8 protein-coding genes and 1 pseudogene are annotated in these 6,393 nt (G+C 73.8%); 7 read left to right on the top strand and 2 right to left on the bottom strand.

The genetic code is table 11. The features are described 5' to 3' along the window. The first annotated feature begins 52 nt into the window (after positions 1-52). From ACFVXK_RS23290 to ACFVXK_RS23315, 6 genes and pseudogenes are all read left to right on the top strand, one after another. Positions 53-421, top strand: coding sequence for a hypothetical protein (locus ACFVXK_RS23290; RefSeq protein ID WP_389614584.1), 369 nt, complete (start codon positions 53-55; stop codon positions 419-421). A gap of 61 nt (positions 422-482) precedes the next feature. Beyond that, positions 483-995, top strand: coding sequence for a protein phosphatase (locus tag ACFVXK_RS23295; protein ID WP_389614586.1), 513 nt, complete (start codon positions 483-485; stop codon positions 993-995). A 147-nt stretch (positions 996-1,142) separates the two neighbouring features. Beyond that, positions 1,143-1,799: pseudogene (locus tag ACFVXK_RS23300) on the top strand (lysophospholipid acyltransferase family protein); the annotation flags it as partial. Between the two features lie 122 nt (positions 1,800-1,921). Next, complete coding sequence (locus tag ACFVXK_RS23305; RefSeq protein ID WP_358893956.1) at positions 1,922-2,296, top strand: hypothetical protein; 375 nt, start codon at positions 1,922-1,924, stop codon at positions 2,294-2,296. Positions 2,297-2,471: 175 nt separating this feature from the next. Next, positions 2,472-2,831: an ArsR/SmtB family transcription factor gene (locus tag ACFVXK_RS23310; protein ID WP_389614602.1), complete on the top strand. Its 360-nt coding sequence runs from the start codon at positions 2,472-2,474 to the stop codon at positions 2,829-2,831. A gap of 138 nt (positions 2,832-2,969) precedes the next feature. Beyond that, positions 2,970-3,191 (top strand): hypothetical protein, encoded by a 222-nt coding sequence (locus ACFVXK_RS23315; RefSeq protein WP_389614588.1) that lies wholly within the window; start codon positions 2,970-2,972, stop codon positions 3,189-3,191. Between the two features lies 1 nt (position 3,192). On the opposite strand, the gene ACFVXK_RS23320 is transcribed toward ACFVXK_RS23315, so the two are convergent. Beyond that, positions 3,193-3,828 (bottom strand): TetR/AcrR family transcriptional regulator, encoded by a 636-nt coding sequence (locus ACFVXK_RS23320; protein ID WP_389614590.1) that lies wholly within the window; start codon positions 3,826-3,828, stop codon positions 3,193-3,195. A gap of 91 nt (positions 3,829-3,919) precedes the next feature. Between ACFVXK_RS23320 and ACFVXK_RS23325 the strand changes: the two genes are divergently transcribed. Then, on the top strand, positions 3,920-5,446 hold the full coding sequence (locus ACFVXK_RS23325; protein WP_389614592.1) for an FAD-dependent monooxygenase: 1,527 nt from the start codon (positions 3,920-3,922) through the stop codon (positions 5,444-5,446). A gap of 30 nt (positions 5,447-5,476) precedes the next feature. Here the strand turns inward: ACFVXK_RS23325 and ACFVXK_RS23330 are convergent, their stop codons facing one another. Continuing rightward, the gene (locus tag ACFVXK_RS23330; RefSeq protein ID WP_389614594.1) at positions 5,477-6,325 is read right to left on the bottom strand and encodes a M15 family metallopeptidase; all 849 of its coding nucleotides are present in this window, start codon (positions 6,323-6,325) and stop codon (positions 5,477-5,479) included. Between the last annotated feature and the right edge of the window lie 68 nt (positions 6,326-6,393).

Here is a 6,393-nt window from a genome sequence, read left to right on the forward strand (position 1 = left end):
AGGAATGTGCTGCCGTATCCCGTTGGCCGCTTTCGCCTCCCAGGAGTCCACCATGACCCGTTCGCGCACCACCGCCATGGCCCTCGCCGGCGCCGCCGCGATGTTCGCCCTCTCCGCCGCGCCCGCCCAGGCGGCCCCCGGCGACGTGACGACCACCTGCGCGAACACCGCCACCCCGGCCGGCTACGTGGACGTCAGCTGGGGCTACAGCGCGAGCTGCGGCACCCAGAACTTCTCGCCGAACATCAAGCAGATCAAGCAGCTGACCGGCCTGCCCATAGGCACGGTCGTCCAGGCCTGCGGCTCCACGTACTACCCCGCCGGCTGGGTTCAGACCAGCTCGTACTACTCCAGCTCCTGCGTCGCCTTCCCGAACTCCGGCTTCAACAACAACGCCTGGACCCTCAAGCGCGTCTCCTGACCCACCACCACCGCCGCCGCACGGTCGGCCCGCACCATCGCCCGCACGGGAGGGGAACACGGTGAAGACGCGCCGCAAGGACCGTGGCGAGCCCCTGCCCGGCGAGCCGTGGAACGAGGTCGGGCCGGGGCTCTGGATGGGCGGACACGTCTGGGTCGACCGGACCGGTGAAGTCCGCGAGGCCGTCGTGGACCGGGAGTTCGACCTGGTGATCAGCCTGTTCACCCGTGTGGGCCACGGGCCGGACCCGTCCGTCCGGCACCTGGTCCGCACGCTGCCCGACGCCCCGCTCACCGCCGACCAGATCGGCACCGTGCAGGAGCTGGCGCGCACCGCGACGGACGCCGTGCGCGCCGGGCGCAGCGTGCTCGTGCGCTGCCACTCCGGCTACAACCGCTCCGGCCTGGTCGTCGCCGAGGCCCTCATCGGGCAGGGCCTCGAACCCGCGGCGGCCATCGCGCTCGTCCGGAGCAGACGGTCGCCCAGGGCGCTCAACAACCGGACCTTCGAGGACTACCTCACGACCGGACTCGACGTGGCCCGCCTGCTGAGCGGACTCGACGAATCCGGCTGAGCGGCCGGGGACGTGCGCCCGGGGTGTCCGGACCCCGGACCCCCTGGGTACCCCGACGGGCCGGGCTGAGTAGGAGGACTCAGGCGGTGCGGGCCGGGAGTCGGTCACCCTGGGGCGGTCGCCGCCGCCCTCGTGAACGGGAACACCATGCTCAGCCGCCTCGCCCGCCTCGTGGTTCCCGCCCTGGCGCGGATCCGCGTCACCACCGCGTCCGACGCCCGGTTCCCGTCCGGCAGCGTCATCGTCGCCAACCACACCTCGCTCGCCGACCCGGCCGTGGTCCTCGCCGCCCTGCAGCGCTGCGGCGTCGAGCCCGTCGTCATGGCCGCCGCGGGCCTCTGGCGGGCCCCGGTCCTCGGGCGGCTGCTCGTCCGCGAGGGGCACATCCCCGTCCGCCGGGGGGACCGGCGGGCCGCCGAAGCCCTCGACCACGCCGCGGCGGCCCTGGCGGCGGGCCGCTCGGTGCTGCTGTACGCCGAAGGGGGCATCCCCTCCCGCCGCGACGCCGCCGAAGCCGCGCCGCTGCCCTTCCGCAGCGGGCTCGCCCGGCTCGTCGAGCGCACCGGAGCGCCCGTGGTCCCGGTGGGCCAGGCCGGGGCCCGCCGCGTCAGTTCCGGGGGCGCCGCCAAGCAGCTGGCCGGGGTCGTCACCGCGCCGCTGCGGCGGCCCCGGCTGCACGTCCACGTCGGGCCCCCGCTGGAGCTGACCGGTGACGTGGCCGCCCGGACGCGCCAGGCGCACGCCGCCGTCACCGACGCCTGGCGCACCGCGGCGGCCCGGCTGCGCGAGCCGGCCGCGTACGCCGGGCGACGGGGGCGGGATCGCGCCAATTCCGCGGATCCGGCCGTGCGGAGCCGTGCGATCGGTAGCGTCCCGTACGGAACACCCGTGCCGCGCCCGGCACAAGAGACCGACGGAGGACAGCCATGGCGAATGTGGAAGTGTCGCTGAAGGAAGCGATGACCTCGATCGAGGGGGCCCTGGGGGTGGCGCTGGTCGACTACGCCAGCGGCATGGCCCTCGGCACGCTCGGAGGCGGCAAGGACCTGGACCTGATGGTGGCGGCCGCCGGGAACACCGACGTCATCCGGGCCAAGCTGCGGACCATGGAGATGCTCGGCATCCAGGACGAGATCGAGGACCTCCTCATCACCCTCGGCAGCCAGTACCACCTGATCCGGATCCGCCGCGGCCGTGCCGGCGGCGGTCTCTTCCTCTACCTGGTCCTGGACCGCGGCCGGTCGAACCTGGCCATGGCCCGGCACCAGCTGGCCCGGATCGAGTCCGATCTCGAGGTCTAGCCGCCGTGTCCGTCGGGCCCACGCATGCCCACGAGTTGAAGAACTCTTCAACTCGGCACATGTGAAACCGGTCAACATCGGTTCCGCGTGGGCCGACAGGACGCGACGATGGTGGGATGGCGTGGTCCCCGCCCGGGACGGACCCCGTTCGAGGAGGAACAGGAGCGTGGTGGGCATGCAGGTCCCGCTGTACCAGGCCAAGGCCGAGTTCTTCCGGATGCTCGGCCACCCGGTCCGCATCCGCGTGCTGGAGCTCCTCCAGGACGGCCCGATGCCCGTACGGGACCTGCTCGCCGAGATCGACGTCGAGGCCTCCAACCTGTCGCAGCAGCTCGGCGTCCTGCGCCGCTCGGGCATCGTCGTCTCCACCCGCGAGGGCTCGACCGTCACCTACGCCCTCGCCGGCGGCGACGTCGCCGAACTCCTGCGCGCCGCGCGCCGGATCCTCACGGAGATGCTGGTCGGCCGCAACGCCCTGATCGCCGAGCTCAACGACCCCGACCCGGCCCCGGCCCCGACCCCCGTCCGTACGTAGCCCCCCACCGCCACCGGCCGGGACGCCCGCCGCCGGGGCGCCGGTGTGCCGGGGCACCGCCCGGCGCCGGGGCGGGCGCGGGGCCTGATGGAGCAACCTCGGCTGCGGACCGGCCGCCGCGGTGGTGGCATCGGTGGGATGAAGGATCCCTTCGCCTGCGAGGAACCGTCCCTGCTGGCACGCACCGGCACCGCGGACCGGGCCGCGGCCCGCCGCGCCGTCGCCGCCCGCGCCACCGACAGCGAGGACCTGCGGACCCTGCTCGACATACTGGGCCTGGCCCCGTCCGACGACCCGCCCCCCGAGCGCGACCGCCGCCGGGCGCCGTCGGCGCGGCCGACGGGTCGCACGTCCGGGTGAGTCAGGCCGGGAGGGCCGCGGCCAGGCCCGAGCCGAGGAGGCGGAAGGCCCGGTCGGCGGCGGCGACGGCCTCCGGGTACACCTCGTCGGCGGGGCGGCCGGCCTGGACCTGCTCGCTGTTGCGGTCGGCGAGGACCCGCAGGGTGGTGACGACCTGCACCGCGGCGAGCCGCGCGGTCAGCTCGTCCGCGCCGGATTCCTCCAGCGCCCGCGCCAGGGCTTCGATGCTGCGCCCCGCGTAGCGCATCAGCCGCTCGCTGAGGCTCGCCGTCGTGCTGAGCAGCCGGGCGAAGGCCACGGCCTCGGGGTCGGAGGTGAGCCCGGTGACCGGGTCGCGCCGCGCCAGGGCGTCGAGCTCGTGCGCGTGCAGGGCGTCGAGCGGGGCCGTGCCGGCCGGGCGGGCGCGGACCACGCGGGCCGACTCGTCCTCGTGGTCGGCGAACACGTGCAGGACCAGGTCCTCCTTGGTCGGGAAGTACGTGAACAGCGTGCGCTTGGAGACCTCGGCCGCCTCGGCGATCTCCACGATCGACACCTCGTCGAACCCGCGGGTCAGGAACAGGTGCAGGGCGGCTTCGAAGATCGTCTGCCGGGTCTTCTGCTTCTTGCGCTCGCGTAGTCCGAGGGGCTCAGTCATGCGCACACGATAAGGCAGAAAGGGGTACCCAGGAGAAAGTTGCACCTGGTATAGTTCTCTACCAAGTGAAGGAAACGTCCTCGGAGGCTCCATGAACACGCAGGTCACCGGTGTCATCGTCGTAGGGGCCGGCGGCGCCGGGCTCACGCTCGCCACCGAGCTCGCCCTCGCCGGCGTCCCCGCCGTCGTGCTGGACCGGATGCCCGGCCGCAACCTCCAGTCCCGCGCCGGGGCGATCCAGCCCCGGACCGCCGAGATGCTCGCGCTGCGCGGCCTGCTGGACGACGCCCTCGGGCGGTCCATCGACTACCGGCTGGTCGGCGGCCACTTCGCCGGACTACCCGTCCCGCTGGACTACGCGGCCTGGGACACCCGCTACCCGCACCCCGTCCTGCTCCCGCAGGACCAGCTCGAAGCGGTCCTCGAAGACCGCCTCGCCGAGCTCGGCGGCCGGGTGCTCAGGCAGCACGAGCTGACCGGACTGCGCCAGGACGCCGACGGGATCACGGTCACCGTCGCCACGCCCGACGGCGAGCGCTCGCTGCGGGGCCGCTTCCTCGTCGCCTGCGACGGCGCCCACAGCAGCGTGCGCAAGATCGTCGGAGCCGAGTTCCCCGGCCAGGCCGCCACCGTCCGCATGGCCACCGCCGATCTGGTGCTCACCGGCGAGATCGACGAGAGCACCACCGGACACATCAGCTCGCGGATCCACACCTCACCCGAGGGCCACTTCGCCATGGTCACGCCCCTGGCGAACGGGCTCCACAAGCTCATCTTCAGCGGCCCGCGGACCGCGACGGCCGAGCGCGACGCCCCCGTGACGGCCGAGGAGGTCCGCGAGGTGCTGCGCGCCACCCACGGCGGGGCCCTCGACGTGGCGGAGATCCGCTACTCCTCCCGGTTCAGCGACGCGAGCCGACAGCTGGAGCAGTACCGGCACGGCCGGGTGTTCTTCGCCGGGGACTCCGCCCACATCCACTCCCCGGCCGGCGGCCAGGGGCTCAACCTCGGCGTCCAGGACGCTTTCAACCTCGGCTGGAAGCTCGCCGCCGTCCTGCGCGGCGAGGCGGACGAGGAACTGCTGGACACCTACCAGACCGAGCGGCACCCGGTCGCCGCCCGGGTGCTCGCCCTCACCCGGGCCCAGGGCGTCGTCATGGGCCCGCAGCGCGACGGCGGCCTGGGCGAGCTGCGCGACGTGCTCACCGACCTGCTCCGCGTGCCCGAGGCCAACCGGTACATGGCCGGTGTGATGGCCGGACTCGACCTCCGCCTCCCCACTCCCGACGCCGCCGAACACCCGCTGCTGGGCCTGCGCATGCCCGACCTCGACCTCACCACGGACGAGGGCCGGCAGATCCGCTTCAGCGACCTGACGCGCGGCGGGCGCGGCGTCCTGCTGGAGCTGTCCGACGCCCCGCTCGACGCCGCGGACCCCTGGAAGGACCGGATCGTCCGGGTGCGCGCCCGGGCGGAGAAGGGCGGCATCGACGCCGGGGCCGTACTCGTGCGCCCCGACGGCTACGTCTGCTGGGCCGGCGGCGCCGGTCTCGCCGACACGCTCACCCGCTGGTTCGGCCCGGCCGAGACCATGGGCGCCGCGGGGGAGTCCGCGTGAGGACGCGGCACGGCGCACCGGGCCCGCCCGTCAGGGGCGGTGCCCGGAGACCGACCGGCGGGCGACGGGGAAGTCGAAGTAGCGGTCCGGGAACGGCTCGGGCTTGTACGTGAAGTGCCACCACTCCTCGGGCAGGTTGACGAACCCCTGGGCGGCCAGCGCCGTCCGCAGCAGCAGGCGGTGCGCGCGCTGGGTCCCCTGGACGCGCGGATCGTCGGTGTGCGACAGCGTGTCGAAGCAGTCGAACCCCGTCCCCATGTCGACGGAGTTGTCGGGGTACCGCTCCGCCTGGGGCGCGTAGCAGGGCACGGACTCCTGCCCCGGACGCGGCCGGGGCGCGGGGAGCGCCGGAAGCGCCACGATCGTGAGGTCCATGGTGCTGCCGCGGCTGTGCCCGGACTTCTCCGCGATGTAGCCGTCCTCGAACAGGCGGGACTTGTCGACCCGGGGATAGAACTCCGCCTTCATCCGCTCGTCCGCGAGGTCCTTGGCCCACCGCACGAAGTGGTCGACGGCGCGCTGCGGCCGGTAGCAGTCGTACACCTTGAGCGAGTACCCCTGCAGCAGGAGCTGCGCCTGGGCCCGGTGCAGGGCCTCGGCCGCCGGGCGCGTCAGTATGCAGACGGGCTGCCGGTAGCCGTCGATGCGCTCGCCGACGAAGTTGTGCGCCGACGGGTAGCGCATCTCCTGGATGATCGTGGGGTCGACGGAGTCCAGTGCGACGAACTCCCGGGGAGCCTTGGGCTCCGGATGCAGGGCGACGGCACCGGCACCGGTACCGGCACCGGGCGCCGCGACCGCCGGGGTCGCGGCCGTCACCGCGAAGAGGGTCGTGGCGGCCACGGCGAGGGCGAGCCGTGTCGTGGTCGGGGTGCTCATCGGGTGCTCCTCCGGAGGGGGTCGGCATGGGTGGGACGAGGAACCGCTGTACTGGCAGAGGTCAGAGC

It is taken from the genome of Streptomyces sp. NPDC058157, assembly GCF_042884105.1.
Lineage (GTDB): Bacteria > Actinomycetota > Actinomycetes > Streptomycetales > Streptomycetaceae > Streptomyces.

Coding starts and splice junctions, on each gene's coding strand:
- ACFVXK_RS23290 (WP_389614584.1), top strand. CDS start 53: ATGACCCGTTCGCGCACCACCGCCATGGCCCTCGCCGGCGCCGCCGCG.
- ACFVXK_RS23305 (WP_358893956.1), top strand. CDS start 1,922: ATGGCGAATGTGGAAGTGTCGCTGAAGGAAGCGATGACCTCGATCGAG.
- ACFVXK_RS23310 (WP_389614602.1), top strand. CDS start 2,472: ATGCAGGTCCCGCTGTACCAGGCCAAGGCCGAGTTCTTCCGGATGCTC.
- ACFVXK_RS23315 (WP_389614588.1), top strand. CDS start 2,970: ATGAAGGATCCCTTCGCCTGCGAGGAACCGTCCCTGCTGGCACGCACC.
- ACFVXK_RS23320 (WP_389614590.1), bottom strand. CDS start 3,828: ATGACTGAGCCCCTCGGACTACGCGAGCGCAAGAAGCAGAAGACCCGG.
- ACFVXK_RS23325 (WP_389614592.1), top strand. CDS start 3,920: ATGAACACGCAGGTCACCGGTGTCATCGTCGTAGGGGCCGGCGGCGCC.
- ACFVXK_RS23330 (WP_389614594.1), bottom strand. CDS start 6,325: ATGAGCACCCCGACCACGACACGGCTCGCCCTCGCCGTGGCCGCCACG.